Source organism: Sphingomonas aquatilis, from assembly GCF_014196115.1.
Taxonomy (GTDB): Bacteria; Pseudomonadota; Alphaproteobacteria; order Sphingomonadales; family Sphingomonadaceae; genus Sphingomonas; species Sphingomonas aquatilis.
On record NZ_JACIDB010000002.1, the window covers coordinates 242412 to 266970 of the forward strand.

Sequence of the window (24559 nt, forward strand, 5' to 3'; positions counted from 1 at the left end):
CGTCAAACTTATCAGCCGCCGTGAACCGGTGCGCCCCAGCCGCCCCAGACGTAGATGGTGACGAACAGGAACAGCCACACCACGTCGACGAAATGCCAGTACCAGGCGGCGGCTTCGAAGCCGAAATGCTGGCGCGGCGTGAAGTCGCCCTTATAGGCGCGGATCAGGCAGACGATCAGGAAGATCGTGCCGATGAGCACGTGGAACCCGTGGAAGCCGGTCGCCATGAAGAAGGCGGCGCCGTAGTTGATGCCCTTGAACGGGAAGGGCGCGTGCATATATTCATACGCCTGGATGCTGCTGAACAGCACGCCCAGCGCGACCGTCAGCCACAGGCCCTTCAGCACGCCGTCACGGTCGCCGACGCCGAGCATGCCCCACAGGCCACGCTTCTCGCCGCCGCGCTGGTTGTGGATCAGCGCATGGTGCGCCCAGGTGACGGTGGTGCCGCTGGTCAGCAGGATCAGCGTGTTGAGCAGCGGCAGTTCGAAGGCGTTGATGACGGTCAGGCCCTTGGGGGGCCATTGCGCGGCGATCGCCGCTGCGCCTTCGGCCGCGCGCTCTACCTGGCCGTCGACGAAGGCCATGGCGGTCGGGAACAGGCTGAAATCGAAGAACGCCCAGAACCAGCCGACGAAGAACATGACTTCCGACGCGATGAACAGGATCATGCCGTAGCGGAAGTGGAGCTGGACGACGGGGGTATGGTCGCCATGATGCGCCTCGCGCACTACGTCCGCCCACCAGCTGTACATCGTGAACAGCACGCCCGCGAGGCCGGCGAAGAAGATCCAGCCGCCGCCATTGGCCTTGTCGGCCGCCAGATGGCCGCCGTGCATCCACATGATCGCGCCGCTCGCCATCACCAACGCCGAGAGCGATCCGAACAGGGGCCAGATGCTGGGTGGCAGGATGTGATAGTCGTGATTCTTGGCGCCGGCCATGGTCAGGTCCCTGTTCTCTTATCCTCTTTGGGGCGGGACCCTAAGGCCCAAACGCCCCTAGAACAAGGTCGTGGCGGTGACGATTTTAGCGCCCGGCGCAGGACGGTGGCCGTCGATCAGGATTCCGATGCCGTCTGCGCCCGGCCGGGGGTCTTGCCGGCATCGGCGGGATAGAAGGTGTAAGACAGCGTGATCGTCTCGACATCCGACGCGTCGGGGTCGTCCATGATCTTGGGATCGACGAAGAAGATGACCGGCATGCGCTGCGTCTCGCCGGGCTTCAGCGTCTGCTGCGTGAAACAGAAGCACTGGATCTTGGTGAAATATTTGCCAGCCTGGCTGGGCGTGACGTTGAACGTCGCGGTGCCAGTGACGGGCTTGGTGTCGAGGTTCGTCGCGGTGAAGAACGCCATGTCGCGCGCGCCGATCTTCACCGTCTCCGACCCCGCTTCGGGGCGGAAGCGCCATTTCATGCCGGGGGCGACGTTGCTGTCGAAATCGATGCGGATCAGCTTGTTGACCGCGCCGGGCGCCTCGAGCGCGCGCTGCGTCGTGCCGTTGAGGCCGGTCACCTGGCAGAACAGGCGGTAGAGCGGCACGCTGGCCCAGGCGATGCCGGTCATCACGCAGATGCCGAGCACCGCCAGCATCGCGGTGCGCAGCTGGCGGCGGGTGCCGGGATCGGTCGCCGTCCCGGTCACATGCCCTCGCGGATCTTCACGATCGCAATGGCGAAGACGAGGATCACGAACGCGCCGAGCAGCAGCGCCATCACGCGTGCCCGCGATTGCTGGCGTGCGCGGATCAGGTCTTGGTCGTCGGGAGTCATCATGGCAGCACCCAGCGGTCGACGACCAATGCGCCGAACACCACGAAGAGGTAGAGGATCGAATAGCTGAACAGGCGCTTTTCGGGCTTCATGTTATCGTCGGGCTGCGTCGTGCGCGTGGCGACGATCAGCGCGAGCGCGGCGAAGATCAGCGTCGTAACGGTGGCGACCACGCCGTAGATCGCACCGGTCAGGCCGAGCGGCCAGGGCAGCAGCGCGGCGAGCGCCATCGGGATCGTGTACAGGCCGATCTGGCGCCGCGTCGTGCGTTCGCCCGCGACGACCGGCAGCATCGGCACGCCGGCGTTGGCGTAATCGGTCTTCACGAACAGCGCGAGCGCCCAGAAATGCGGCGGCGTCCACAGGAAGACGAGGCCGAACAGCAGAACGGGGAGCAGCGCGACCTGCCCCGTCGCCGCCGCCCAGCCGATCAGCGGGGGAAAGGCGCCGGCCGCGCCGCCGATCACGATGTTCTGCGGCGTCCGGCGCTTCAGCCAGACGGTGTAGATCAGCACGTAGAACAGGATCGAGACGGTCAGGATCGCCGCAGCGGCCAGGTTGACCGCGAAATACATCAGGATGACCGAGAAGGCGGCAAGGCCGACGCCGAAGTGCAGCGCCGACTGACGGTCCATCCGGCCATCGGGCAGCGGCCGCTTCTGCGTGCGGCGCATCTTGGCGTCGAGGTCCGCCTCATACCATTGGTTGAGCGCCCCCGCCGCGCCGGCGCCCAGTGCGATGCACAGGATCGCGGTAAAGCCGATCACCGGATGCACGCCCACGGGCGCCGCCAGCATGCCGCACAGGCCGGTGAACACGACGAGCGTCATCACGCGCGGCTTGGTGAGCGCGAGGAAATCGCGCCAGTCGGCTGGCGGCAAAAGAGGCGTCGCGGCGGTCATGATCGCCCCGGCTATACCCATAGCGCGGGGGTTGGGGAAGGGCGCCGCACGTATCGTGCTGATCCAGGTCAAGCACCCCCGAAATGGCGGGAACGATAGCTGAAACAGGCGGTTAGCCTGACCTATTAGGCCGCCCGTACGGCGGCACAGGTTCGAGGGGATGAAGCAGTGGCAACCCGTATCATCGACGCCGGTATTCCGGTGTCGCAATTCCTAACCGACAGTTTTCAGCGCGGCCTCGCCCATTGGAACCGCGAGCGACTGGAGCCGGGCTTCCCGACTAGCGACTGGCAGCGCACGCTGGATCGCGACGTGCGGATGCAGCGGCTGGAAGGCGGTTTCCTGGAGGAACTGCGCGCGGAGGTGGCGGAGGAGGCTGCCGCAGCGCCGACCGACGTCGAGGGCTTCATCGCCTGGTTCGAGGCGCTGAAGGCGAGCGGCCCGGGGCAGCAGGACGCGCTGTTTCCGTGGCTGGCGCAGGAAGCGAACCTCGACCAGCTGCGCTGGTTCTTCGAGCAGGAAGCGGCGGGTGAGGCGGGGTTCGACGATCTCGTCGCGATGACGCAGGTGAAGCTGCCGACGCTCCCCAAGCTGGAGTTGGCGCGCAATTATTGGGACGAAATGGGCCGGGGCAATGCCAAGGGCATGCACGGGCCGATGCTCGATGCTTTGGTCGAGACGCTGGCGGTGAACCCGGTGATCGAGAACACCTTGTGGCAGAGCCTGGCGCTGGCCAATGCCATGACTGCGATGGCGACCAACCGCCGCTATGCGTGGCAATCGGTGGGCGCGCTCGGCGTGATCGAGTTGACCGCGCCGGATCGCTCTGCGGCGACCGCGAAGGGGCTGCGACGACTGGGCTTTTCCGACAAGGAACGCCGCTATTTCGATCTGCATGCGGTGCTCGACATCAAGCACAGCGAGGATTGGAACCGCGAGGCGATCCGCCCGGCGGTGGAGGAAGACCCGCGCCGCGCGACCGCGATGGCGGAGGGCGCGCTGATCCGGTTGAGGTGCGGCGAGCGGTGTTTCGAGGCGTATCGCGCGGTGTTGATGGGGTGAAGGTCGCGTAACGTAACCGTCACCCCGGACTTGGTCCGGGGTCCACCGGGCCGCAAGGGGGTGGCAAGAGGCTCAAACCATCCCCCTTGCCGCGGAGTGGACCCCGGACCAAGTCCGGGGTGACGGGGTGGCTAGGGCAGTCGCAGAGTCTTAAATCAGCGCGAGTTCTGCCAGTCGTCCGATGAGCGCGGGCGGCATGAGCGACAGGCCGTCCGCCTCTCCGCCTAGATCGAGCGGCGCATCCGCTGCTTCCAGATAACGCCAGCCCTGATGCGCACGCTTCGGCCGGGCCTGCACCAGCACCAGCGCCGGATCGATATGGATCGCGACGCGGCCGCCCTCCGCCTCGCCGAAGCCGAGGATCGGCGAGCGCGCGACGAGCTGGTGTTTGATGATCCAAAACAGCGAACCCTGCCCCGCCACCTCCTCGTGCCGCTTGGGCAGATAGCGCGTGGTCAGGAAGACCGGGCCGTCCGCGGCGCGCTGCGTCAGGCGATCGGCGAGATGATCGACGCTCGTCGCGCCGAAGGCCACTTTGGTGAGATGCAGCATGGCCGCGCGATGTGGGTGGGGGGTGTGGTGCCCGCAAGGCCGCGCTAAGTCCTCCCTCACGCAGCGGGGGAGGGGGACCGCGGCCGTAGGCCGTGGTGGAGGGGGGCGTTTCGGCATACGATACGCTCGCCGTGACCTCCCCCTCCGTCAGCGCTGCCGCGCTGCCACCTCCCCCTGGCGGGGGAGGACTAAGAAGGATTACCCGCCCAGCCCCCAGAGCGACGCCAGTCCCAGGAACGAAAAGAACCCCATCACGTCGGTCGCGGTCGTCACGAACACCGCCGACGACACCGCCGGATCGACATTGGCCTTGTCGAGCGCCACCGGCACGATGACGCCGACGAGGCCGGCGACGATCGAGTTGATGACCATCGCGATCGCGAACACGATCGACAATTGCAGGTTGCCGAGGATCACATAGCTGCCGACCGCGCCGACCAGGCCGAGCGCGCCGCCGTTGCACAGCGCGATCTGGAATTCGCGCGCCAGCATGCGCACCGTGTTCGAGCTGGTGAGCTGGTTGGTCGCGAGCGCGCGGACGACGACGGCGAGCGTCTGCGTACCGGCATTGCCGCCCAGCGCCGACACGATCGGCATCAGCGCGGCGAGCAGCGCGAAGCGCGCGATCTCACCCTGGAACAGGCCGACGACCGATGCCGACAGCATCGTCGCGCCAAGGTTCACCACCAGCCACGCGATGCGCGTGCGCACGGTGAAGCGGATCGGTTCGTTGATGTCGCCTTCACCGGCGCCCGACAGGCGGAGGGCGTCCTCGCCCGCCTCCTGCTGGATGATGTGGACGATATCGTCGACGGTGATCATGCCGACGAGCCGGTCGGACGCGTCGACCACCGCGGCGCTGATGAGGGCGTATTTCTGGAAGCGGAGCGCGACCTCTTCCTGATCCATGTCGACCGGGATCAGCGTCTGTTCGCGCTTCATCACGTCGCCGATCGCGATGCTGCGTGGCGTGCGCAGGATCCACGATAGCTGGCACGTGCCGACCGGATGGTGGCCGGCATCGACGACGAAGATTTCCCAGAAGTCGGTGGTCAGCTCTTCGTGATGGCGCAGGAAGTCGATGACGTCGCCGACGGTCCAGTGATCGGGCACCGCGATCAGCTCGCGCTGCATCAGGCGGCCGGCGGTTTCCTCCGGGTAGGACAGCGCCTCTTCGATCGCGGCGCGATCGTCGGGGTCGAGCGCGCGCAGCACGGCGCGCTGGTCGGCTTCCTCCAGATCCTCGATGATCGCGACCGCGTCGTCGGTGTCGAGCTCGCTCGCGATGTCGGCGACCTCGGTCGGGGTCAGCGCGTCGATCAGGTCCTCGCGGACGTAATCGTTCATCTCGGCGAAGACGTCGCCGTCGAGCAAGTCCTTCAGCGCGCGGGCGAGGCCGGCGCGATCCTCATGCGGGGTCAGTTCGAACAGGTCGGCGATGTCGGCCGGGTGCAGCGGTTCGACCAGCGCGCGCGCTTCCTCGTCGTCGCCCGCGCGCACCGCATCCAGCACCGCATCGACGAATTCGGGACGCAGGCGATCGTCCTCGTCCAGCTCGTCCTGTTCGGGGGCCAGCATCTCGGGAAGCTCGGTATCGCTCATCGCTGCCTCCGTCCGTGCTGCAATCGTGTCGTGGTGCAATCGGGAGCGTCTACCGCGCTGCGGCACGATTGGCCACCCTTCGGGGATTTGCCCTTCGGCCGAAGCGACACTACCTGCTGCGGCAACACCATAAAGGACAACACATGGCCGATACCTTCACCACGCTGACGCTGACGCTCGACACCGGGTCCGAACAGGGCGACGTCACGATCAAGCTGCGCCCCGATCTGGCGCCGAACCACGTCGCGCGCATCGGCGAGCTGGCGAACGAAGGCTTCTACAATGGCGTGCCGTTCCACCGCGTGATCCCGGGCTTCATGGCGCAGGGTGGCGACGGCGGTCGTGGCGATGGCACCGGCGGGTCGTCGAAGCCGAACCTGAAGCAGGAGTTCAACAAGGAGCCGCACGTGCGCGGCGTCTGCTCGATGGCGCGGACCAGCGATCCCAATTCGGCGAACAGCCAGTTCTTCATCTGCTTCGACGACGCGCGCTTCCTCGACAACCAATATACCGTCTGGGGCGAAGTGACCGACGGCATGGACCTGATCGACAAGCTGCCCAAGGGCGAGCCGCCCCGCAATCCGGGCAAGATCGTCAGCGCGAAGGCGGAGTAACGCCGGAGGTGGGGCGAGGGCGCCGTGTCCTCCCCCTCCGTCAGGCCATATGGCCTGCCACCTCCCCCTGGCGGGGAGGACTTCGACCTCATTCCTCCCCCGCCAGGGGGAGGTGGCGCCGGCACAGCCGGTGACGGAGGGGGAGGGTGCGGGACGTCCGCTGATCGTCCCGACCGTTAAACCTCGCCCAGCGTCCGGATCAGCCAGTCGTGGAACATGCGGACCGGACGCTGTTGCAGCGCGCGGGGGCGGCAGACGAACCAATAGCTGTACGGGCTTTCCACCACGATATCGAACAGGCGCACCAGCCGCGGATCGCGCGCGTCCTGGAAATGGCTTTCGTGCATGAAGGCGACACCGATGCCCTGCGCCGCAGCTTCCAGCATCAAGGCGCCCGAATCAAAATAGTCGATCGCCAGCGGCTCGATCGTCGGGTCGATGCCCGCCGCGTCGCGCCATGCGGTGAAATTGTCCGGCATCTCGCGATGGATCAGCGCGGTCAGGCCGCTCAACTGCTCGGGCCGGGTGACCGGGTCGGGGCCCTCCAGCAGCGTGCGCGCGCCGATGACATAGACCGAATTGCGGTCGAGCCGCTTGGCGTACAGCGTCGGATCGATTTCGCGCGACAGAGCGATCACCGCGTCGAGCCCTTCGCCCAGCCGCGCGATGCCGTGGCCGGCGGTGTCGATATCGAGATGCAGTTCCGGATGCGCCGCGCGCAACTCGCCCAGCCGCGGGAACAGCCGCTGCGAGGCGAACAGCGGCAGGATGCCGAGGCGCAGGCGCAGCACGTCGCTGTGCCCCATCATCTCCTCGATCGTATCCGACAGGCTGTCGAGCATTGGCGCGATCTGCCCGAGCAGGCGGTCGCCATCCGCGTTCAGCACCATCGCCTGGTGGCGGCGTTCGAACAGCGGACGCCCGATGAAGCGTTCCAGGCTCTGCACGCGGCGGCTGAGCGCGGGGGCAGACAGCGCCAGTTCGGTGGCGGCAGCCTTCACCGACCCCAGTCGGGCGACTTGCACAAACGCCTCGATGGCGCCCAGCGGCGGCAATCTGCGCATCGCGGTCCTTCCTCGCCCCAGTGTCGCGTCAACGAATGCAGATTGTGCAATCGTATCGAATGTTTTCGCACTTGCAACATAAAGCTTCGGAGAGGAAAGGGGACGGGCCTTTCAGGCATCCTCTCCTAAAAACTTTCCCGGGCTGGCGTTTTCGCCGGCCCTTTTTTTGCGCGTTTTCGGCGACACGCGCGCAGCAGGCCGGAGCCGCCGACGCGCGCGAGCACGTTTTCAAAAGCTTCACCCTCGCACCATCGGAACCGCCTTCCTATCTCGCGCGCTTCGAACGCACCCTGCAGGACGAGAGTGGATGGCCGACAGCGATACCCCGACGCGTAAAATCCAGGTGGCGAACAGCCGTCCGGAGGATTCCGGCCGCGGCCTCGCGCACCTGCCGCGCAGCCTGATGGCCGCGCTGGGCGTGGGCGAGGGCGACGTGATCGAGATCGTCGGCAAGCAGTCGACACCCGCGCGCGCCGTCGGGCCGTATCCCGAGGACGAGGGAATCGAGATCCTGCGCATTGATGGCCTGCAACGCGCCAATGCCGGCGTCGGCGCGGGCGATTTCGTCGAGGTGCGGAAAGTGGAATCGAAGCCCGCGACGCGCGTCGTCTTCGCGCCTGCGCAGGCCAATCTGCGCTTGCAGGGCCAACCGCAAGCGCTCAAGCGCACTTTCTTCGGGCGGCCGCTGTGCCAGGGCGACGTCGTCGCGACCGCGGGGCACCAGCGCGTCGGCAATATGCCGCCGGGTATCCAGCAGTTCATGAACGCGCCGGCCTATGCGTTGCAGGAAATTCGCTTGTCGGTGGTGTCGGCGAGCCCCAAGGGCATCGTCCATATCGACGAGAATACCGAGGTCGAGCTGCGCCCCGAATATGAGGAGCCGACGCAGCGCCGCGCCGATGTGACCTATGACGATATCGGCGGCATGGCGCAGACGATCGACCAACTGCGCGAGATGGTCGAACTGCCGCTGCGCTACCCCGAGCTGTTCCAGCGGCTGGGCGTCGATCCGCCCAAGGGCCTGCTGCTCTATGGCCCGCCGGGGACCGGCAAGACGCGCCTCGCGCGCGCCGTGGCGAACGAAAGCGACGCGTCCTTCTTCCTGATCAACGGTCCCGAGATCATGGGCTCGGCCTATGGCGAGTCCGAGGGCCGACTGCGGGAGATCTTCGAGGAAGCCGCGAAGAGCGCACCGTCGATCGTCTTCATCGACGAGATCGATTCGATCGCCCCGAAGCGTGGCAGCGTGCAGGGCGAGGCGGAGAAGCGCGTCGTCGCGCAGCTGCTGACGCTGATGGACGGGCTGGAGGCGCGTGCGAACCTCGTCGTGATCGCGGCGACCAACCGACCCGAGGCGATCGACGAAGCGCTGCGTCGGCCGGGCCGCTTCGATCGCGAGATCGTCGTCGGCGTACCCGACGAGCGCGGCCGTCGCGAAATCCTGGGCATCCACACCCGCGGCATGCCGCTGGGCGACAAGGTCGACCTCGTCGAACTGGCGCGCACCACCTATGGCTTCGTCGGTGCCGATCTGGCCGCGCTGACCCGCGAGGCGGCGATCGAGGCGGTGCGGCGGATCATGCCGAAGCTCAACCTGGAAGAGCGGACGATCCCTGCCGAGGTGCTCGACGAGTTGTCGGTGACGCGCGAGGACTTCCTCGAGGCGCTGAAGCGCGTCCAGCCGAGCGCGATGCGCGAGGTGATGGTCGAGGCGCCGCGGGTGCGCTGGGACGATGTCGGCGGGCTGGATGCCGCGCAGAACCGGTTGAAGGAAGGCGTCGAGCTGCCGCTGAAGGACCCCGATGCCTTCCGCCGGCTGGGCATTCGGCCGGCCAAGGGCTTCCTGCTCTATGGCCCGCCGGGCACGGGCAAGACCTTGCTCGCCAAGGCGGTGGCGCGCGAGGCGGAGGCGAATTTCATCGCCACCAAATCGAGCGACCTGTTGTCGAAATGGTATGGTGAAAGCGAGCAGCAGATCACCCGCCTGTTCCAGCGCGCGCGGCAGGTGGCGCCGTGCGTGATCTTCATCGACGAGCTCGACAGCCTGGTGCCCGCGCGTGGCGGCGGCCTCGGCGAGCCGCAGGTGACCGAGCGCGTGGTCAACACGATCCTCGCCGAAATGGACGGGCTGGAGGAATTGCAGTCGGTGGTCGTCATCGGCGCGACCAACCGGCCGAACCTGATCGACCCCGCGCTGTTACGGCCGGGGCGGTTCGACGAGCTGGTCTATGTCGGTGTGCCCAATCAGGAGGGGCGCCGGCGTATCCTGGGCATCCAGACGCAGAAGATGCCGCTCGCCGACGATGTCGATCTCGACGCGATCGCGCGCCAGACCGATCGGTTTACCGGCGCCGATCTGGAGGACGTGGTGCGCCGCGCCGGCCTGGTCGCGCTGCGGCGATCGTTGCAGTCGACCGCGGTGACGATGGCGGACTTCGAATCGGCGCTCACCGAATCGCGCGCGAGCGTGACGCCCGAGATGGAGAAGGATTACGAAAAGATCGCCGCGCAGCTGAAGCAGGATGCGGCGGCGATCCAGCCGATCGGCTTCATTTCCCCCGGCCAGCTGCGCGCGCGCGGGCCGAAGGCCGCAGACTGAGGTGCAAACGCGCCGAAACCGTTTGGGCTGAGCCTGTCGAAGCCCGCCGCTCCACGGACGTTATGTCTGCGGAGAGGTGCCCTTCGACAGGCTCAGGGCGAACGGTTTGCGAGGCGCGCGGATCAGGCCCGCTCCCGCAACGCCACCCAGGCATAGGCGAACAGCACCACCAGCGCCGCCGCCGCGGTTAGGTACGGCAGCGGCCGCGACAGTTCGTACAGGCCGACGCCGATCGAGGGGCCGAGCACGAAGCTCGCGCCGTTGACGCTCGTCACCTTGCCGGCAACCGACCCTTGCGCGGCGGGTCCGACGGCAAGGCTCGACCCCGCGGTAAACCCCGGCCGTGTGAAGCCGAAGCCCAGGTTCGCCAGCGCATAGGCAGTGGCGATGCCGTACAGCGATGTCGCGAGCCCGGTCAGCGCCACGCCGATCGCGGCGAGCACCAGCCCCACCAGCACCAGCCGTCGCGGCGTGAGGCCGAGCAGCGGGATCACCCCCCATTGCACCAGCAGCGCCGCGCCCGCGCCCATCATCAGCACGATGCCGGTCGGCTCCAGCGCCAGCGCGGGCGCGATGTGCAGGCGATCGATGACGAGGAAGCCGATCGCCTGGCTGGTCATCGCCTGCGCATGGCCCATCACCAGTCCCGCGATCATCCAGGCGCGCACGCGCGGATCGAGATAGCCGACATGCTCGCTATGCGGCTGCGTCGCGGCGGCGACGGTCGCGCCGGTGGGGGCGCCGCCGATCGAGGGATAGGCCGAGGAGGTGCCATGTTCGTGGAACGTCGCGCGCCGGTCGTCGGGCAGGATCGCGCGCACCGTGATCCACACGCCCACGCCGAACACCGCGAAGACGAAGGCGGGACCGGCCAGCCCGACTTCGACACGGCCGATATGGCCGAGCAGCAGATAGGGCGCGATCGCCGGCCCCAAGATCGTGCCGAGGCCGAAGGCGCTGGCGAGCAGGGTGAGGGCGCGCGTGCGATCCTCACGGCTCGTCTCGCCGGCGACCAGCGCCTGCACCGCGGGCGGCGCGGCGGAGCCGAACGTGCCGTAGATCAGCCGCCCGGCGATGAAGAGGCCGAAGGCGGCGGTGCCGCCGATCCAGCCGTTGATCCCGGCGGCGAGGAACAGGCCGCACAGGCTGAGCGACACCGAAAAGCCGCCGACGCCCAGCAGGATCATCGCGCGATGCCCGTGCCGGTCGGACCGGTTCGCCCAGAAGGGCGCGGCGATCACCCATAACAGCGCCGATACCGAAAAGGCGGCGGCGACGGCGCTGTCGGCGACCTTCAGCGAGCGCCCCAGCGCGGGGAGGATCGATTGCAGCGCGGTATTGCCCGCCGCGATCGTCAGCATGACGAGGAACATGAGCGCAAAGCGCCGGTCCATCGGGCCGCGGGTCCGGCCGGTCATGCGGCGCGGTGCCCGGCGCGGTCCCAGGCCCCGGCGCGGTCCCAGGCATAGTCGCGCGTCACGGCGCAGACGATGACCTGATAGCGGTCGTACCAATGCGCCCGACCCGCCTCGCGGATCGCGGCATGATCGGGCTGGTCGCGCCAGGCGATGGCCGCCGCCTCGTCCGCCCAATAGCTGATCGTGATGCCGGCGCCGTCCGGCTCGCGCACGCTGTCGACGCCGCGATAGCCCGGCTGGCGTGCCGCCAGCGCCGCCATCGCCGCCGCGGCCGCGTCATAGCCCGCCGCGTCGGCGCCGTTGCGCTGCGAGGTGAAGATCACCGCGACCTCGCCAGACCGTTGCTCCGCCATGGTTTCTTCCCCTCCGTGATCCCCTTCCTAGTCCGGCGACGGGGCAGGGCAAGCTGTGTCTCGGGAGCGCTCGCTGCGACGAACCGCAGGGGGCGACGCAACCGCATGTCTTGAAACGCGTTCGGGAAACGTGGCACGGGGTATTTTCCGCGCGGTCCTGCGCGGGGTCCCGACACGCGATCAACGACAGGAAGCCGATGCCCTCTTCGACCACCGCCGCCAGGCGCCGTACCCGTGGCACCGGCGTGCCGAGCCCGGTCGCGATGTTCTTTCAGGGCTTCCTGAAGCATCCGGTGATGGTGGGGTCGATCATCCCGTCGTCGGACAAGCTGATCCGCAAGATGCTCGCGCCCGTCGACTGGTCGGCGTGCAAGCTGTTCGTCGAATATGGTCCCGGCGTCGGCACCTTCTGCCGCCCGATCCTGGAGCGGATGGCGCCCGACGCGACGTTGATCGCGATCGACACCAACCCCGATTTCATCCGCTACCTTGACCACACGATCACGGATTCGCGCTTCGTCGCGGTGGAAGGATCGGCGGCGGACGTCGAGCGGATCGTGCGCGAACGCGGGCACGACCATGCCGATTACGTGCTGTCGGGCCTGCCCTTCTCGACGCTGCCCGCCGGCGTCGGCCCGGCGATCGCCGCGGCGACGCATCGTGTGATCCGCACCGGCGGCGCGTTCCTGGTCTATCAATTCTCGCCCAAGGTGAAGGACTTCCTCACCCCCCATTTCACCAACATCGATCATGACATGGAATGGTGGAACGTGCCCCCCGCGCAGCTGTATTGGGCGTGGAAGGATTGATCGCCAGCGCGGCCTGTAGCGACACAATCGAACGATTTTGCCGATACGGGCCCTTTTCTTGCATCGAAGGTTAAGCTAATCGCGTCCGATATGGACGCTCCGAAGCATTCCTCTGCCCTGTTCCTGCGCGACACTGCGATCCGCCGCGGCATGGAATTGATGATGTTCGCCCAGACGCGGTTTCTGCGCACGGCGGACGAAAAGCTGGCCGAACTGGGCCTGGGGCGCGCGCATCACCGCGCGCTTTATTTCATCGGGCGCTGTCCCGACGTCACCGTCGGCGATCTGCTGTTGTTGCTGGCGGTGACCAAACAGTCGCTCGGCCGGGTGATGAAGGATCTGGTCGACCGCGATCTCGTCTGCATGCGCGCCGGGGACGTCGATCGTCGCCAGCGCCTGTTGCGGCTGACGGAACAGGGGGTCGCTCTGGAAACCGCCTTGTTCGAGGAGCAACGCGACCGCATGGCCAAGGCGTACAGCTATGCCGGGCAAGAGGCGGTGGCGGGCTATTGGGCGGTGATGGAGGCGCTGATCCCCGCAGAGGCGCGCGCGCAGATCGACGCGCTGGGCCGGTGACGCGCGGCTAGTCGTCGATGCCGAAATTCAGCCCGCGCGACACGCTGGGATCGACCACCGCGATCAGCAGATAGGCGGCGAACTGGCGCAGGCGCTGCAGCACGCCGGTATGCGCCTTGTACCAGCTGCGCGTGATCGGCTGCGATCGCGCAATCTCGCCCTCGATATAGCGCCGGACATGCGCGGCGAAGGCGGCGTCGTGGACGCGCAGCATCAGCTCCATGTTGATGAACAGGCTGCGCATGTCGAAATTGGCCGATCCGACATAGACGACGTCGTCGATCACGTAGAGTTTGGTGTGCAGCTTGGTCGGCAGATATTCGTACAGCGCGACGCCCTTGCGCAGCAGGCCCGCATAGGTGAAGCGCGCCGCCGCGATCGTCGCATTGTTGTCGGATTTGGACGCGGTGACGACGCGCACCTTCGCCTTGCGGCGCCCGGCCTTGTCCAGTCGGCGCAGAATGGTGGGCGAGGGCGTGAAATAGGCGGCGATGATGTCGATCCGCTTGCCACGGCGCAGGTCGTCGCGCACTGCCCGCGCCCAGGGCGACAGGCGCCGCGTCGGCCCGCCGATCAGCCAGCGTGTGTCACCATGCGCCTCGCTCCAGCGCGCCAGCGCCTTGTTGAGCGGGCGCACCTTGCCTTTGGGCAGCCGCAGCCAGTCGTGCAGCGCGTCGAAATAGCCCGCCAATCGACCCGCGGCCGGCCCCTCGACCAGCAGCCCCAGGTCGCGCCACGCTTCCTGCGCGGGGGTGCCGAAATAATCGTCCTCGACGTTGAACCCGCCGATGATGATCCGCTCGCCCGACTGCCCCGCATCGGCGAGCGCCAGCTTCTGGTGGTTGCGCAGCAGGTAGCGGCGCCCGAACCGGGGCGCGAAGCGGCACACGGATACGCCGGCCTCGCGCAGCGGCGCGTAAAAGGCATCGTCGGTTTCGCTGCCGAAGCCGTCGACGATCAGCGCGGTGTCGACGCCGCGTTCCGCTGCGGCGATCAGCGCGGCATTGACGCGGCGTCCGGTCGCGTCGTCGGCGTAGATGTAATAGAGGATGCGCAGCGAATGGGTCGCGCCCGCGATCAGGGCGAGCAGCGCGTCGAGGCGGCGCGGGCCGGTATCGAGCAGCGTCAGCCGATTGCCATCGACCGCGAAGGTCGGCTGGGGAGCGGGCGCATCCATTGCGCTCGTCTGTGCCCGTCGGTGCGCCGGGTGGCAAGTAACGGTGAGGCGTTATGAACGTGACCTCAGCCCACCCACGCCGTCACCCCGGACTTGGTCCGGGGTCCACTCTGCGGCTAGGGGGTGGTTGGAGCCTCTTTCTCCTCCCTTGCGGCTTGGTGGACCCCGGACCAAGTCCGGGGTGACGATGTGGGTGGGGCCAAGGCAGCGCATCTACCCTCGCCGCACCGCCGCGGGGCCGATTTCCTTGACTTTACCCACAGCCTCCGCCTACACGCCGCCCCTTACTGAATCGGTATTTGCGAAGGAAAGCGTCCATGGCGCGCGTTACCGTCGAGGATTGCGTCGACAAGATCCCCAACCGTTTCGACCTGGTCCTGTTCGCTGCGCAGCGCGCGCGGCAGATTTCGGGCGGCGCGGAACTGCTGCTCGATCGCGATCGCGACAAGAACCCGGTCGTCGCGCTGCGCGAAATCGCCGACGAGCTGGTCCGCCCCGATCACCTCGAGGAAGCGGTCGTCAACAGCCTGCAGCGCGTCCAGATCGACGACGACGATGAAGTCGACGCCGTCGGCTCGCTCGCCGCCTCGGCCGAAGCGCTCCGCCTGACCGCCGCTGCGCCGCCGCGGAACCAGAATCTCGGCGCCGATTACGACGGGTGAGGACTGGTCAGCGGGTTAGCCTCGGCTAATCCGCGTCGCGGACCAGTCCACGGCCAGCGGGCGCCAGGCCCGACTGACGACGCGGCTTTGCCGCGTCGTTTGCGTTTGGGGGATCGGCTAGCGGATTAGCCGCGCTAATCCGCGCCTCGGACCGATCCGCGGCCAGCGTCGCAACGCGACGACTGACGACGCGGCTTTGCCGCGGCGGGCGGGTTTTGGGAGATATGCAATTCCTCCCTCGCGTCAGCGGGAGTGCAGGGTTGGATTGCTCCGAGCAATCCAAGATCATGCCGGGGGCATGATCGACCCTGCGCTGGGGACCGCCCGCGCAGCCGGTGGTGGAGGGGGTGCTTCCGCGAATGCTCCCCTCACCGCATCCTCCCCCTCCGTCAGCGCTATCGCGCTGCCACCTCCCCCTGGCGGGGGAGGAATTCAGAGGAGCCGGCGTTTAAAGCTCCGACCGCTATCGTAACCCCAGCGGAGGCTGTGGCCTTTGTGGGATGACGGCTGGAGTGTCGCGCAGGGCCCCGCCGCGGCGAAGCCGCGTCGTCAGTCGTCGCTTTCGCGACGCTGGCCGGGGTCGCCACGCGACGCGGATTAGCGTCGCTAATCCGCTTGGCGACCCTTGAACCCCTGCGCCACGACGAACCATTCCACCGAGCCCTTGCGGCTGCTGGGCGGCTTGGCGTGCTTCACCGTCTGGAAGTTGCGCTTCATCTCGGCGACCAATTGCGCATCGGCGCCGCCCGCAAAGACCTTGGCGACGAAGGTGCCGCCCTTTTCCAGCACGTCGACCGCGAAGGCGAGTGCGGTTTCGACCAGCGCCATGGTGCGCAGCGCGTCGGTCTGCGGGTGGCCAACGGTGTTCGCCGCCATGTCCGACATCACCAGGTCGGGTGCGCCGCCCAATGCCTCCATCAGCACGCCCGGCGCGGCATCGTCCATGAAGTCCATCTGGAAGATGGTGACGCCGTCGATCGGATCGACCGGCAGCAGATCGATGCCAACCACCGCCGCCTTGGGCACGCGGCGGCGGATCACCTGGCTCCAGCCGCCCGGCGCGATGCCGAGGTCGACGACGCGGCGCTTGCCCTGGATGATCCCGAACCGCTCGTCGAGTTCGAGCAACTTGTACGCCGCGCGGCTGCGATAGCCCTCCGCCTTGGCGCGGCGGACATAGGGGTCGTTGAGCTGGCGTTCGAGCCAGCGCGTCGATTGCGCGGTGCGGCCGCGCGCGGTCTTGACGCGGGTGCGCAGGCCGCCGCCGTCTCTGCTCATGTCATGACACTCATGGTCTGGGGCTGCCCATCAGGCGGCGCAGGATGCCTTCACGGATGCCGCGGTCGGCGATGCCCAGCCGCTCGGCGGGCCACAAATCGAGGATTGTTTCCAGGATCGCGCAGCCCGCGACCACCAGGTCGGCGCGTTCCGATCCGATGCAGGCGAGCTGCGCGCGTTCCTTCACCGATTTGCGCGACAGGTCGGCGCTGATCCGGCGCATTGCGTCGGCGGGGACGATCAGGCCATCCACCTGCGCGCGGTCGTAATGGCTCAGGCCCAGATGGACGCTGCCGAGCGTCGTCACCGTGCCGCTGGTGCCGAGCAGGCGCGGGCGCCGGACGTTCTTGGGTAAGCGGCCGGCAAAGTCGGCGAAGCTATCCGCGACGATGCCGCGCATCCGCTCGTACGCCGCGAGGCGGCCGCCTTCGCCCTCGCCGCCGCCGGCATGTTCGGTCAGCGACACGACGCCCCAGGGCGCCGAATGCCAGTCGAGCACGCGCGGCATGCTGCCCCGCGTCGTGTCGATCAGCACCAGTTCGGTCGAGCCGCCGCCGATGTCGAAGATCAGCGCGGGGTCGTCGCCCGGTTCGATCAGCGCATGGCAGCCGAGCACTGCCAGCCGGGCCTCTTCCTCAGCGGAGATGATGTCGAGGTGGATGCCGGTTTCCGCGAGCGCGCGCGCGATGAAATCCTGCCCGTTGCTCGCCCGCCGGCACGCTTCGGTCGCGACCGAGCGCGCGAGCGTGACATTGCGGCGCTTCAACTTGTCGGCGCAGACGCGCAGCGCGGCGATGGTGCGTTCGATCGCGGCGTCGCTCAGCCGGCCGGTCGCGGCGAGTCCTTCGCCGAGGCGCACGATGCGCGAAAAGGCGTCGATGACGGCGAAGCCATCGCCCTGCGGCCGGGCGATCAGCAGCCGGCAATTGTTGGTGCCGAGGTCGAGCGCAGCAAAGGCCTGCGCATCGGACCAGCGACCGCGTTGCGGTCGGCTCGGCGCCGAACGGGCAGGCGGGGCCTGCCGGTACGGCATTCGGGCGGAACGATCCCCCATAGCCGTGGTGACTTTCTATCTGTTTCTGTTCTGCCGTCACGGAGATGAACGCCCCGCTCGGTGCTTGCCCTCTAGGTAGCGCGTACAAGCCCTTGCGACAAGGCGAGCAATTTGACCTGTTGACAGGCCCACGGTGCCCGCCTAGATGCGCGGCCCTCGTTGCCCGATCCTCTAATGGTAAGAGAGCGGACTCTGACTCCGTCAATCAAGGTTCGAATCCTTGTCGGGCATCCACTTACCACCTGCTCCTACGAGCGTTCCTCCCATCGCTGACGTTGATCCCACCCCTTCGCAGGTCGTGCTGGGGATCGATGCCGCGTGGACCGCGGGGCAGCCGAGCGGCGTCGCGCTCGCGGTGTTGGAGACCGGGCGCTGGCATTTGCGGGCGGTGGCGCCATCGTACGACCATTTCCTGACGCTGGCGGCCGGCGTGGCGTGCGACGCACCGCCGCGGGGATCGTCGCCCGATGCGCCTGCGCTGCTCGCAGCGGCCGAGGCGCTGGCGGGTGCGCGGGTCGATCTGGTCGCGATCGACATGCCGCTGGCCCGCACGCCGATCGTCGCGCGGCGCGCGTCGGACAATGCGATCACGCGCGCGTTCGGCGGGCGCTATTGCGGTACGCATTCGCCCAGCGCGATGCGGCCGGGGCCACTCTCCGACGGCTTGCGGGCAGGGTTCGAGGATGCGGGCTATCCGCTGCGCACCGACGCGGCGCAGACCGGCGGGCTGATCGAGGTCTATCCGCATCCGGCGCTGGTGGTGCTGGCGCAGGCGCCGCGGCGGTTGCCCTATAAGGCGTCGAAGACCCGCACTTATTGGCCGGACGAATCGCTGGCCGCGCGGCGCGTGTTGCTGGCGGCGGAATGGGCGCGGATCGTGGGTTTGCTGGCGACCCGGATCGAGGGCGTGGAGGCAGCGCTGCCCCCTCTGCCCGACGACGCGAGCGGTGTCGCGCGCAAGGCGCACGAAGACGTGATCGACGCGATCGTCTGCGCCTGGGTGGGGATCACCGCGCTCGGCGGGCAGGCGGACGCCTATGGCGATGCGGAGTCGGCGATCTGGGTGCCGCGCGAGGGCGGAACGGCGGCGCCCTTCGCCGGTTGAGCGGGCATGCCGACGCTCGACCCCCGCACCACCGCGCTCATCCTCATCGACCTGCAGGACGGCATCATTGCCGGAGACAAGGGGCCGCACAGCGCCGCCGACGTCGTCGCGCGCGGCAAGGCGTTGGCCGCGCGCTTCCGCGCCGCAGGCGCGCCGGTGGTGCTGGTCCATGTCGGCTTCACGCCCGATACGATGCCGAGTCGCAACGTCGACCAGCTGCGCCTGCCCGCCGAGGGGACGCCGCCTGAATTCCACACGCTAATCGAGGGGCTGCGGCAGGACGGCGACATCGTCGTGATGAAGCACCATTGGGGCGCGTTCATCGGAACCGACCTCGACCTGCAATTGCGGCGGCGGGGGGTAAAGACGGTGGTGATCGCCGGCATCGCGACGAATTTCGGGGTCGAATCGACCGCGCGCAGTGCGTGGGAGCTGTCGTATGACGTGGTGATCGTCGAGGATGCCTCGACGTCGCGCTCGGCGGAGCTACATGCGTTTGCGATTGAGCATATCCTGCCGCAGATTGCGCGGGTGGTTGTGAGCGAGGACGTGACGCTGGGGTAGCGCGAGGGCTTCGCCCCACATGTCCGTCATGCCGGACTCGTTCCGGCATCCACCGTGCCGCGGGGGTTCGTTCTCAGCCTCTGGCTATCCCCCTCGCCGCAGAGTGGACCCCGGAACTCGTCCGGGGTGACGGGTCGTCTGGAAAGACCCCTTACTTCGCCTCCGCGATCAGCTTCGCCGCATCCGCGCCGGCCCAGTCGTTGCCGCCCTTCCAGCGCCACACCTCCTTACCCGCCGAATCGAACAGCACCGTCGTCGGCAGGTTCGCGTTCCACCCCAGCGACAGCGCCATCTGATCGTCGACGTAGGGCGTCAGCGACGGCGCGCCATGGGCCTTCAGGAACACGGGCACCTTGTCCGCACCTTGCGTATCCTGGCTGATCGCCGCGACGCGCACGGTGCCGCGCTTCGCCAGCGCCTCCAGCGTCGGCAGTTCGGCGATGCAGGGGCCGCACCACGTCGCCCACAGATTGACGAGCACCGGCTTGCCCTTGAACGCGGCGAGGGTGGTGGGCTTGCCGTCCGGCCCCTTGAACGGCGTGCTCGGCGCGGCCTCGCCGGCATGGCTGCGGTCGACGCCGACCTGCGCGGTCGTGGCGGCCGGAGCGGTCGCTTCGTCGGGCGACGCTGTGTTCGTATCGGCCGTGTTCGCTTGCCCGGGGGCGGCGCTTTGCCTATCGCAGCCTGCGGCCATCAGCGCCAGGAGACAGACGATCGCGACGCGTGCGGACATGAGCGGTTCCAATTCGATGTGGGGCGGCAGATTTGCCGAAGGCCCTGCTGCGGTAATGCGCGAGATTAACGCCTCGATCCCCTTCGACAAGCGGATGTGGCGTCAGGATATCGCCGGATCGAAGGCGCATGTCGCGATGCTGGCGAAACAGGGCATCGTGTCGGCCGAGGATGCCGCCGCGATCGACGCGGGGCTGGACACGGTCGCCGCGGACTATGCCGCGAACGGCGTGCCCGAAGACCTCAGCCTCGAAGACATCCACATGCTGACCGAGGCGAAGCTGGCGGCTTCGATCGGCCCGGTCGCCGGCCGCCTGCACACTGCGCGCAGCCGCAACGATCAGGTCGCGACCGATTTCCGCCTGTGGGTGCGCGATGCGATCGATCAGGTGTTGGATGCCCTGACCGGCCTGACCCACGCGCTGCTGACCCGCGCCGAGGAGCATGCCGATGCGGTGATGCCCGGCTTCACCCACCTGCAATCCGCACAGCCGGTGACGTTGGGCCATCACCTGATGGCCTATGTCGAGATGACCGCACGCGACATCTCGCGCTTCCGCGACGCGCGGGCGCGGATGAACCTGTGCCCGCTGGGATCCGCCGCGCTCGCCGGCACCAGCTTCCCGCTCGACCGGCAGATGACGGCGGCGGCGCTCGGTTTCGACGGGCCGACGCGCAACAGCCTGGATGGGGTGAGCGACCGCGACTTCGCGCTCGATTACCTCACCGCCGCGACGCAGACCGCGCTGCACCTCAGCCGCCTGGCCGAAGAGTTCGTGTTGTGGGCATCGCAGCCGTTCGGCTTCGTCGCGCTGTCCGACCAATGGTCGACCGGCAGCTCGATCATGCCGCAGAAGCGCAATCCCGATGCGGCCGAACTGGTACGCGGCCATGCCGGGCGCATCCTCGGCTGCCAGACCGCGCTGATGGTGACGATGAAGGGCCTGCCGCTCGCCTATTCGAAGGACATGCAGGACGACAAACCGCCGGTGTTCGAGGCGCACGACCTGCTCGGCCTGTCGATCGCGGCGATGACCGGCATGGTCGAAAGCGCGACCTTCCGCACCGATCGCATGCGTGGCCTCGCCGAAAGCGGCTTCGCCACCGCGACCGATTTCGCCGACTGGCTGGTGCGCGAGGCGGGGCTGCCGTTCCGCGAGGCGCATCACGTCACGGGGCGCGCGGTGAAGCGCGCCGAGGAACTGGGCGTGCGGCTCGACGAACTGCCCTTCGCCGAATTCCAGGCGATCGACGCGCGCGTCAACGAAAGCCTGTACGACGTGCTGTCGGTCGACGCCTCGGTCGCCAGCCGGACGAGCTTCGGCGGCACCGCGCCCGCCAATGTGCGCGCTGCGATCCGGGCGGCGCGGGAGAGCCTGTCATGAAGCGCCTGATTCCGCTCCTGGCTTTGACGCTCGCCGGCTGCGGCGCCGCCAAGGAATTGCAGCCCGCGCCCGGCGCGAAACTGCCGCCCGCCCCCTATGGCGCGACCGCGACGCCGACCGCGAACCAGCTGCTCACCCCAACGACTCAGCAGCGGCCGCAGCGCAGCGACGAACTGCTCAAACAGTCCGAAGCCCGCCGCAGCGACGAATTCGACCTCCCGCCGAACTGATACATCCATGAACCATTTCGATTACCGCGACGGCGTGCTCCACTGCGAGGACGTGCCGCTCACCCGCATCGCCGAAGAGGTGGGCACCCCCGTCTACGTCTATTCGACCAACACCTTCCGTCGTCACGCGCAGGTGTTCCGCGAGGGGCTGAAGCATGTCGGCCGCATCCATCTGGCCTATGCGATCAAGGCCAATCCCAACCTCGCCGTGCTGCGCGTGCTTGCCGAAGAGGGCTATGGCGCCGACGTCGTCTCAGGCGGCGAGATGGCGCGTGCGCTCGCGGCGGGCATTCCGGCGGCGGACATCGTGTTTTCGGGCGTCGGCAAGACGCGGGCCGAACTCGCGCGCGGGATCGACGCCGGCATCGGCCAGTTCAACCTGGAGCTGGAGGAAGAGGGCGTCGTCCTCGCCGAGATCGCGCATGCCAAGGGCAAGCGCGCGCCCGCGACGCTGCGCGTGAACCCCGACGTCGACGCCGGCACGCACGCCAAGATCTCCACGGGGCGCGCCGAGAACAAGTTCGGTGTCCCGATCGACCAGGCCCCCGACATGTTCGACCGGCTGGCACCGCTCGACGGCCTCGACCTGCGCGGCGTCGCCTGCCACATCGGCAGCCAGTTGAGCGATTTGTCGCGACTGGAAGAGGCCTACCGCCGCATCGGCGAGCTGGTCGCCGAACTGCGCCGCCGTGGCCACACGATCACCCGTGTCGACCTGGGCGGCGGTCTCGGCGTGCCCTACAGGGCCGGCGACGTGCTGCCGAGCCCGGCGGACTATGGCGCGATGGTGGCACGCGCGACGCAGGGGTGGGACGTCGAGCTGATGTTCGAACCCGGCCGCGTCATCGCCGGCAATTCGGGCGTGCTGCTGACCGAAGTCGTCTGGGTGAAGCCCGGCGTCACCAACCCCTATGTCATCGTCGATGCCGCGATGAACGACCTCGCCCGCCCCGCGCTGTACGATGCGTGGCACGATTTCGACGCGGTGACCCCGACGGGCGAGCGGATGACCGCCAACATCGCCGGCCCGGTGTGCGAGAGCGGCGACACCTTCGCGATGGGCCGCGAGATCGATGCGGTGAAGAGCGGCGATCTCGCCGTCTTCCGCACCGCGGGCGCGTACGGCGCGACGATGGCCTCGACCTACAATAGCCGTGACCTCGTCCCCGAAGTGCTGGTCGATGGCGACCGTTATGCCGTCGTCGCCGATCGCATCGCCGCCGAGACGATCCTCGCCGCCGAGCGCGTGCCGGAGTGGCTGAAGGCGTGAGCCTCCACAGCCTGCCGCTGTTCGTCCGGCTGGCGGGCCGCCCGGTGATCCTGCTGGGCGAGGGCGAGGCGGCGGACGCCAAGCGGCGGCTGCTGGAGCGCGCGGGCGCGGTGATCGTCGGCGAAGACGCGGCGGCGGCGCTCGCCGTAGTGGCGATCGAGGACGACGACGCGGCATTGGCTGCGGTCGAGCGGCTGAAGGCGCGCGGGCTGCTGGTCAATGCGGTCGACCGCCCGGCCTTGTGCGACTTCACCACGCCCGCGATCATCGACCGCGCGCCGGTACTGATCGCGATCGGCACCGGTGGCGTGTCGGCGGGCCTCGCCGCGGCGCTGCGCCAGCGGCTGGAGGCGCTGCTGCCGGCGGGTCTCGGGCGGCTCGCGGAACAGCTTCACCATGCCCGCGCCGCGCTGCGTGCGCATTATCCCGATGGCGCCACGCGGCGACGTGCGCTCGGCGCGGCGCTGGCGGCGGGCGGGGCGCTCGACCCAATGCGTGAGGATGCCGACGTGCCGCGCTGGATCGCGGGCGGGCAGGCGATCGAGCAGGGGCATGTCCGTATCGCGCTTGCCTCGCCCGATCCCGACGCGCTGACGCTGCGCCAGGCGCGCTGGCTCGCCAATGCCGACCGCGTCGTCTTCCACCCGGGCGTTCCCGCGGCGATCCTCGACCGCGCCCGCGCCGATGCGGTGCGCGAGGCGTGGAGCGGGGCTATGGCGGCGCACGACGGCCTGACGGTCGAGCTGGAGATGGCATGAGCGGTTTCGGATATCGCATCAACGGCCGATCGGCGGAGCGCGTCGCGGTCAAGCAGGCGCTGGCCGATCCGGCGGACTTCGTCTGGGTCCACCTCAACACCACCGAGGAGCGTGCGCAGATCTGGCTGCGCGATGCGGCGGGGCTGGACGATTATGTCGTCGACGCGCTGACCGCGATGGAGACGCGCCCGCGCTGCGAGGCGTTCGAACAGGGCGCGCTGCTCAACCTGCGTGGCCGCTCCACCGACGAACAGACCAGCGGCGACGCGCTCGCCTCGGTCCGCATCTGGGCGATCAAGGGCCACGTCTATTCGGTCAGCCGCCGCCCGCTCTATGCGGTCGATGCGGTCGAGAAAGAGGTGGAATCGGGCCATGTCGCCGATCCGGGCGACCTCATCTCCGCCTTCGCCACCGCGATCACCGCCGATCTCGACCCGCATGTCGCGGACCTGGGCGACGAGCTGGACGATTGCGAGGAGCGGCTCGACGCCAATCGCGTCTTCGACCTGCGCCGCACCGTCACGCGCGTGCGCGTCGCCGCGATCGGCTATCGCCGCTTCCTGTCGCCGCAGCGCGCCGCGCTGGAAAAGCTCGCCGAACTGCCCGGCGCCTGGCTGGCCGAGGACGATCGCCGCCACCTGTCCGCTGCCGCCGACCGCGCCGCGCGCATGGCGGAGGAGCTGGAGGCGATCCGCGAACGCGCCTCGTTGATGCACGAGGCGCTGACCGACTTGCGCAGCGAGCAGATCGACAGCCGCTCGCTCATCATCTCGATCGTCGCGATGGTGTTCCTGCCGCTCACCTTCATCACCGGCCTGTACGGCATGAACGTCGCGCATCTACCCTATGCACAGGAGCCTTGGGCGTTCGATGCGATCATGGGGCTGTGCGGGCTGATCACCGTCACGGTGCTGGGCTATTTCGTCCAGCAGCATTGGTTTCAGAAGTAATCCTAAGTCCTCCCTCGCTTTAGCGGGGGAGGGGGGAGTGATGGGTCGAACGTGCCCCGCACGTTCGAGG

The 24559-nt window shown here is 68.2% G+C and carries 26 protein-coding genes and 1 tRNA gene; 14 read left to right on the forward strand and 13 right to left on the reverse strand.

The window, feature by feature from the left end; all coding sequences use genetic code 11:
* Positions 1-11: 11 nt before the first annotated feature.
* The 4 genes from GGR47_RS07115 to GGR47_RS07125 all read right to left on the reverse strand — a co-directional run bounded on the left by GGR47_RS07115 (position 12) and on the right by GGR47_RS07125 (position 2675).
* Positions 12-944 (reverse strand): cytochrome c oxidase subunit 3, encoded by a 933-nt coding sequence (locus tag GGR47_RS07115; RefSeq protein WP_017980211.1) that lies wholly within the window; start codon positions 942-944, stop codon positions 12-14.
* A 116-nt stretch (positions 945-1060) separates the two neighbouring features.
* Complete coding sequence (locus GGR47_RS07120; protein WP_147036441.1) at positions 1061-1645, reverse strand: cytochrome c oxidase assembly protein; 585 nt, start codon at positions 1643-1645, stop codon at positions 1061-1063.
* Positions 1642-1776: a hypothetical protein gene (locus GGR47_RS19280; protein ID WP_017980209.1), complete on the reverse strand. Its 135-nt coding sequence runs from the start codon at positions 1774-1776 to the stop codon at positions 1642-1644. Before GGR47_RS19280 ends, GGR47_RS07120 begins: the two co-directional genes overlap by 4 nt.
* Positions 1773-2675 carry a heme o synthase gene (locus GGR47_RS07125; RefSeq protein ID WP_147036440.1) on the reverse strand — a complete coding sequence of 301 codons (903 nt, stop codon included), beginning with the start codon at positions 2673-2675 and terminating at the stop codon, positions 1773-1775. Before GGR47_RS07125 ends, GGR47_RS19280 begins: the two co-directional genes overlap by 4 nt.
* Positions 2676-2843: 168 nt before the next feature.
* Here GGR47_RS07125 and GGR47_RS07130 point away from each other — a divergent pair, with 168 nt between their 5' ends.
* Positions 2844-3737, forward strand: a complete 894-nt coding sequence (locus tag GGR47_RS07130; protein ID WP_183949485.1) for an iron-containing redox enzyme family protein — start codon at positions 2844-2846, stop codon at positions 3735-3737.
* A gap of 150 nt (positions 3738-3887) precedes the next feature.
* Here the strand turns inward: GGR47_RS07130 and GGR47_RS07135 are convergent, their stop codons facing one another.
* Positions 3888-4289, reverse strand: coding sequence for a DUF1489 family protein (locus tag GGR47_RS07135; RefSeq protein WP_147036323.1), 402 nt, complete (start codon positions 4287-4289; stop codon positions 3888-3890).
* A 198-nt stretch (positions 4290-4487) separates the two neighbouring features.
* A complete protein-coding gene (gene mgtE, locus GGR47_RS07140) occupies positions 4488-5891 on the reverse strand; it encodes a magnesium transporter (RefSeq protein WP_063686601.1) in 1404 nt (467 codons plus the stop codon).
* Between the two features lie 143 nt (positions 5892-6034).
* Here mgtE and GGR47_RS07145 point away from each other — a divergent pair, with 143 nt between their 5' ends.
* A complete protein-coding gene (locus GGR47_RS07145) occupies positions 6035-6505 on the forward strand; it encodes a peptidylprolyl isomerase (RefSeq protein WP_017980204.1) in 471 nt (156 codons plus the stop codon).
* Between the two features lie 176 nt (positions 6506-6681).
* Here the strand turns inward: GGR47_RS07145 and GGR47_RS07150 are convergent, their stop codons facing one another.
* Positions 6682-7569, reverse strand: coding sequence for a LysR substrate-binding domain-containing protein (locus tag GGR47_RS07150; RefSeq protein ID WP_147036321.1), 888 nt, complete (start codon positions 7567-7569; stop codon positions 6682-6684).
* Positions 7570-7876: 307 nt separating this feature from the next.
* Between GGR47_RS07150 and GGR47_RS07155 the strand changes: the two genes are divergently transcribed.
* The gene (locus GGR47_RS07155; RefSeq protein WP_147036319.1) at positions 7877-10168 is read left to right on the forward strand and encodes a CDC48 family AAA ATPase; all 2292 of its coding nucleotides are present in this window, start codon (positions 7877-7879) and stop codon (positions 10166-10168) included.
* A 122-nt stretch (positions 10169-10290) separates the two neighbouring features.
* On the opposite strand, the gene GGR47_RS07160 is transcribed toward GGR47_RS07155, so the two are convergent.
* Both GGR47_RS07160 and GGR47_RS07165 read right to left on the reverse strand, forming a co-directional pair.
* Positions 10291-11586, reverse strand: coding sequence for an MFS transporter (locus tag GGR47_RS07160; RefSeq protein WP_147036317.1), 1296 nt, complete (start codon positions 11584-11586; stop codon positions 10291-10293).
* The gene (locus GGR47_RS07165; protein ID WP_147036315.1) at positions 11583-11939 is read right to left on the reverse strand and encodes an antibiotic biosynthesis monooxygenase family protein; all 357 of its coding nucleotides are present in this window, start codon (positions 11937-11939) and stop codon (positions 11583-11585) included. The genes GGR47_RS07160 and GGR47_RS07165 overlap by 4 nt, the downstream gene beginning before the upstream one ends.
* A 197-nt stretch (positions 11940-12136) precedes the next feature.
* Here GGR47_RS07165 and GGR47_RS07170 point away from each other — a divergent pair, with 197 nt between their 5' ends.
* Together GGR47_RS07170 and GGR47_RS07175 are read left to right on the forward strand one after the other, a co-directional pair.
* On the forward strand, positions 12137-12748 hold the full coding sequence (locus GGR47_RS07170) for a class I SAM-dependent methyltransferase (protein WP_017980199.1): 612 nt from the start codon (positions 12137-12139) through the stop codon (positions 12746-12748).
* A gap of 90 nt (positions 12749-12838) precedes the next feature.
* Positions 12839-13324 carry a MarR family winged helix-turn-helix transcriptional regulator gene (locus tag GGR47_RS07175; protein ID WP_147036313.1) on the forward strand — a complete coding sequence of 162 codons (486 nt, stop codon included), beginning with the start codon at positions 12839-12841 and terminating at the stop codon, positions 13322-13324.
* A gap of 7 nt (positions 13325-13331) precedes the next feature.
* Here the strand turns inward: GGR47_RS07175 and GGR47_RS07180 are convergent, their stop codons facing one another.
* Positions 13332-14501, reverse strand: a complete 1170-nt coding sequence (locus GGR47_RS07180; protein ID WP_147036311.1) for a phospholipase D-like domain-containing protein — start codon at positions 14499-14501, stop codon at positions 13332-13334.
* A 317-nt stretch (positions 14502-14818) separates the two neighbouring features.
* On the opposite strand from GGR47_RS07180, the gene rpoZ reads away from it, so the two are divergent.
* A complete protein-coding gene (gene rpoZ, locus GGR47_RS07185; RefSeq protein ID WP_017980196.1) occupies positions 14819-15163 on the forward strand; it encodes a DNA-directed RNA polymerase subunit omega in 345 nt (114 codons plus the stop codon).
* Positions 15164-15769: 606 nt separating this feature from the next.
* On the opposite strand, the gene GGR47_RS07190 is transcribed toward rpoZ, so the two are convergent.
* The gene (locus GGR47_RS07190; protein WP_147036309.1) at positions 15770-16441 is read right to left on the reverse strand and encodes an RlmE family RNA methyltransferase; all 672 of its coding nucleotides are present in this window, start codon (positions 16439-16441) and stop codon (positions 15770-15772) included.
* A 10-nt stretch (positions 16442-16451) separates the two neighbouring features.
* Positions 16452-17474: a Ppx/GppA phosphatase family protein gene (locus tag GGR47_RS07195; RefSeq protein ID WP_043061398.1), complete on the reverse strand. Its 1023-nt coding sequence runs from the start codon at positions 17472-17474 to the stop codon at positions 16452-16454.
* Positions 17475-17655: 181 nt separating this feature from the next.
* On the opposite strand from GGR47_RS07195, the gene GGR47_RS07200 reads away from it, so the two are divergent.
* From GGR47_RS07200 to GGR47_RS07210, 3 genes are all read left to right on the forward strand, one after another.
* Positions 17656-17729: transfer RNA gene (locus GGR47_RS07200), tRNA-Gln, on the forward strand.
* Between the two features lie 64 nt (positions 17730-17793).
* Complete coding sequence (locus GGR47_RS07205) at positions 17794-18600, forward strand: DUF429 domain-containing protein (protein ID WP_244305081.1); 807 nt, start codon at positions 17794-17796, stop codon at positions 18598-18600.
* 6 nt (positions 18601-18606) lie between these two features.
* On the forward strand, positions 18607-19164 hold the full coding sequence (locus tag GGR47_RS07210; RefSeq protein WP_147036307.1) for a hydrolase: 558 nt from the start codon (positions 18607-18609) through the stop codon (positions 19162-19164).
* A gap of 151 nt (positions 19165-19315) precedes the next feature.
* Here the strand turns inward: GGR47_RS07210 and GGR47_RS07215 are convergent, their stop codons facing one another.
* Positions 19316-19897, reverse strand: a complete 582-nt coding sequence (locus tag GGR47_RS07215; protein WP_147036305.1) for a TlpA family protein disulfide reductase — start codon at positions 19895-19897, stop codon at positions 19316-19318.
* A 16-nt stretch (positions 19898-19913) separates the two neighbouring features.
* On the opposite strand from GGR47_RS07215, the gene argH reads away from it, so the two are divergent.
* From argH to GGR47_RS07240, 5 genes are read left to right on the forward strand one after another with little or no spacing between them, the layout of a single operon-like run.
* Complete coding sequence (argH, locus tag GGR47_RS07220) at positions 19914-21281, forward strand: argininosuccinate lyase (protein WP_147036325.1); 1368 nt, start codon at positions 19914-19916, stop codon at positions 21279-21281.
* The gene (locus tag GGR47_RS07225; protein ID WP_147036303.1) at positions 21278-21511 is read left to right on the forward strand and encodes a flagellar basal body L-ring protein FlgH; all 234 of its coding nucleotides are present in this window, start codon (positions 21278-21280) and stop codon (positions 21509-21511) included. The genes argH and GGR47_RS07225 overlap by 4 nt, the downstream gene beginning before the upstream one ends.
* Before the next feature lie 7 nt (positions 21512-21518).
* The gene (lysA, locus tag GGR47_RS07230; protein WP_147036301.1) at positions 21519-22781 is read left to right on the forward strand and encodes a diaminopimelate decarboxylase; all 1263 of its coding nucleotides are present in this window, start codon (positions 21519-21521) and stop codon (positions 22779-22781) included.
* A complete protein-coding gene (locus GGR47_RS07235; protein ID WP_147036299.1) occupies positions 22778-23539 on the forward strand; it encodes a precorrin-2 dehydrogenase/sirohydrochlorin ferrochelatase family protein in 762 nt (253 codons plus the stop codon). The genes lysA and GGR47_RS07235 overlap by 4 nt, the downstream gene beginning before the upstream one ends.
* Entirely contained in the window at positions 23536-24489 is a 954-nt protein-coding gene (locus tag GGR47_RS07240; RefSeq protein ID WP_043060870.1) for a zinc transporter ZntB, read from the forward strand. Before GGR47_RS07235 ends, GGR47_RS07240 begins: the two co-directional genes overlap by 4 nt.
* The last annotated feature ends 70 nt before the right edge of the window (positions 24490-24559 follow it).